This is a genomic window from Ilumatobacter sp. (assembly GCF_041688325.1).
Taxonomy (GTDB): domain Bacteria; phylum Actinomycetota; class Acidimicrobiia; order Acidimicrobiales; family Ilumatobacteraceae; genus Ilumatobacter_A.
In genome coordinates, this window is the sequence record NZ_JBDNIJ010000269.1 from 1 (window position 1) to 1,734 (window position 1,734).

A 1,734-nucleotide genomic window follows, 5' to 3' on the forward strand; every position below is an offset into this window, starting at 1 on the left:
ATTGAGGAGTTGACGTCGGCTGATTATGAGTACGGCTTCAGCACGGATCTTGATACTGACATTGCTCCTCCGGGCCTTGATGAGAGTGTTGTTCGTCTCATCTCGTCGAAGAAGGATGAGCCCGAGTGGCTTCTTGAATGGCGCCTGAAGGCCTATGCGGCGTGGCGTAAGATGGAAGAGCCCGACTGGGCCAAGCTCAACATTTCGCCGATCGATTACGAGTCGATCAGTTATTGGGCGGCACCGAAGCAGAAGCCGGTCCTCGACAGCATGGATGATGTCGACCCCGACATCCGCGAGATGTTCGACAAGCTTGGCATCCCGCTGCACGAACAGAAGATGCTCAGCAATGTCGCTGTTGATGCAATTGTCGACTCCGTGTCGGTGACCACGACGTTCAAAGCCACGCTCCTCGAAGCTGGCGTGATCTTCTGCTCGTTCTCTGAGGCGGTCAAGGACTACCCCGACCTGGTGCGCGAGCACCTCGGCTCTGTCGTGCCGGTGCGCGACAACTTCTTTGCTGCGTTGAACTCAGCGGTGTTCTCTGACGGTTCGTTCTGCTACATCCCGAAGGGTGTTCGCTGCCCAATGGAGCTGTCGACATACTTCCGGATCAACGCGATGAACACCGGCCAGTTCGAGCGCACGCTGATTGTTGCCGAAGACGATTCTCACGTGTCGTATCTCGAAGGATGTACCGCGCCGCAGCGTGACGAAAATCAGCTGCATGCCGCCGTCGTCGAGCTCGTCGCCAAGGATCGCGCCGAGATCAAGTATTCCACGGTGCAGAACTGGTACCCCGGTGACGAGAACGGTGTCGGCGGTATCTACAACTTCGTCACCAAGCGAGGGCGTGCCCACACCGACGCCAAAATTTCTTGGACTCAGGTCGAAACCGGCTCGGCAATTACGTGGAAGTACCCCAGCGTGATCCTGCAGGGCGACCGCAGTATCGGTGAGTTCTACTCTGTTGCGTTGTCGTGTAAGCGTCAGCAGGCTGACACGGGCACGAAGATGATTCACATTGGTAAAGACACCACGAGCACGATTATTTCCAAGGGTATTTCTGCTGCTCACGGTCAGAACACGTACCGCGGGTTGGTCAAGGTGCTGCGATCTGCCGAGAACGCTCGTAACTACACGCAGTGCGATTCGTTGCTCCTCAGCAAAGAGTGCGGGGCGCACACGATTCCGTACATCGAAGTGAAGAACCCGACTGCACAGGTCGAACACGAAGCGTCGACGTCGACGGTTGGCGAAGACCAGCTGTATTACTGCCGCCAGCGCGGTATGACCGAAGAAGACGCGATGTCGATGATCGTCAACGGCTTTTGCCGCGAAGTTTTTAACGAGCTCCCGATGGAGTTCGCCGTCGAAGCTCAGCGTTTGCTGAGTATCAGTTTGGAAGGAAGTGTCGGCTGATGCTGCACGTCAACAACCTCACCGCCGCCATTGGTGGCAAACAGATCCTCAACGGTCTCAACCTCGATGTGGGCGCCGGCGAAGTCCACGCGATCATGGGCCCGAACGGCTCGGGTAAGAGCACGTTTGCGCACACTCTTGCTGGGCGTGATGGCTACGACATCACCGGCGAAGTCACGCTCGACGGCGCTGATCTCCTCGACATGGAACCCGAAGCGCGCGCCGCTGCAGGTGTTTTCATGGGCTTCCAGTACCCGGTCGAAATCCCTGGTGTCAACAACATGTATTTCCTGCGAACAGCACTGAACTCTG

General features: G+C 57.1%; 2 protein-coding genes. Both read left to right on the plus strand.

Annotated features, from left to right (window positions below):
* A partial coding sequence (gene sufB, locus ACH2EI_RS14820; protein WP_395154680.1) for a Fe-S cluster assembly protein SufB occupies positions 1–1,422 on the plus strand: 1,422 nt, incomplete at its 5' end.
* A partial coding sequence (locus ACH2EI_RS14825) for an ATP-binding cassette domain-containing protein (RefSeq protein WP_395160589.1) occupies positions 1,422–1,734 on the plus strand: 313 nt, incomplete at its 3' end. The genes sufB and ACH2EI_RS14825, both read left to right, overlap by 1 nt.